Below are 1,346 nucleotides of genomic sequence, written 5' to 3'. Positions count from 1 at the left end.
GCCCCCAAGGTCTACGCGGCCATAGACATGTACATGCGTGAGCTATGGGACATGGAACGCACCCTGCAGGCCCTTGCCTTCTACGAACGAAACGACCAGTACCGCTTCCTCACACCCCGGTCGATCGCAGCCCTGCGATACGTCGAGACCTACGAGGTGAAACAATGACGATCACGCCACAAACCCTGACGAAGCTCGAAACGCTACGCAAGGAGCATCTCGAATCCGATCTCATCGCGCTGATAGCCGACCAATACGACATGACAGCCGCCGATGCGATGAAACTCTATTATTCCAGCCAACTCAGCCAACAGGTGGCCGACGGCTCCTACGGCATCGAACAACTCGACGCGCGCTACCTACTCGACGACCTTCAACGATACGAGCCGCAACTCTTCAGAACCGTCAACGCGACTGAATAGGGCACGGCTGCCGAGTTCCGACACGAGCACCCTCGCATCCCATCACATTCCGTAGCGACGCGGTGTGGACGACAAGGCAACAGCTCGTCCCGTTACTCGGACGCGGCATCACGACGATCAGCAAAACACATCGGCAATGCCAAGCGTGAGGAATTGGACGGAATCGCCCCCAGCGGCGCAACCCACGAGCTACATCTCGCCTACTCCCCTGCGTCGGGATCGTATTTGAGAATGTCGCCCGGCTCGCATTCCAAGGCCTGGCAGATATTGGTCAACGTGGTAAACCGAATCGCGTTGACCTTGTTGTTTTTGATCTTGGATAAATTGACGTTAGTGATACCGACCTGCTCGGCGAGATCGCCCAGTGAGATGTGCCGCTTCGCCATCATCACATCCAGTTCCAGAACAATTTTGCCCATATCAACCTTCCCTGAATCGCGCAATCATCAGAGCAGGCCGTCGACGTCATGCTCAAGCTCGGCGCCGTATGCGAAGAATTGCGCCAGGCACAGCACGACGAGACCGAAGGCGATCGGCTGCATATTCACGAAGAATTCCACCTTGCGGCTCCCCACCACGAGATCGACGACAACCATGAAAATGGCGTTGATGATGGGGGCGATGATGGATAGTTCGCCGATGCGGCGGACGCGTTGCACGTTGGCCTTGGTGAAGGGAGATTCGGTTTCGCTGGTACTGAAGATCAGATGGATGTTTCTGAACACCACAGCCATCATCCCAAGCATCGCCACCATGGCGATTGCGGCGACAGCGAAACCACGGGCGAGCACAGTGGCATCCGATGCCACAGGCAGCAGATTCGGGTCCCCAACGATAAACAGATTCCCGGAATCCAAGCCTTCCTGAACCCACCGCACCAGCGGAGCACCGGCAACGACCAGGGCGACCAGCATGCCCGCATAC

The 1,346-nt window shown here is 57.2% G+C and carries 3 protein-coding genes; 1 reads left to right on the top strand and 2 read right to left on the bottom strand.

From position 1 onward, the window contains the following. Positions 1-164 precede the first annotated feature (164 nt). Entirely contained in the window at positions 165-422 is a 258-nt protein-coding gene (locus tag AB5Z52_RS17090) for a hypothetical protein (protein WP_021647788.1), read from the top strand. A gap of 200 nt (positions 423-622) precedes the next feature. Here AB5Z52_RS17090 and AB5Z52_RS17085 read toward each other — a convergent pair whose 3' ends face one another. Continuing rightward, positions 623-841 (bottom strand): helix-turn-helix domain-containing protein, encoded by a 219-nt coding sequence (locus tag AB5Z52_RS17085; protein ID WP_368267146.1) that lies wholly within the window; start codon positions 839-841, stop codon positions 623-625. A 27-nt stretch (positions 842-868) separates the two neighbouring features. Continuing rightward, on the bottom strand, positions 869-1,346 hold a 478-nt coding region (locus tag AB5Z52_RS17080; RefSeq protein ID WP_368267145.1), incomplete at its 5' end, for a hypothetical protein.

This window comes from Enterococcus sp. RTP21361st1_A6_RTP21361_211029 (assembly GCF_040910045.1).
GTDB lineage: Bacteria > Bacillota > Bacilli > Lactobacillales > Enterococcaceae > Enterococcus_D > Enterococcus_D gallinarum.
The sequence above is the reverse complement of the archived record's forward strand: the minus strand, read 5'-3'. Positions and strand labels throughout refer to the sequence as shown.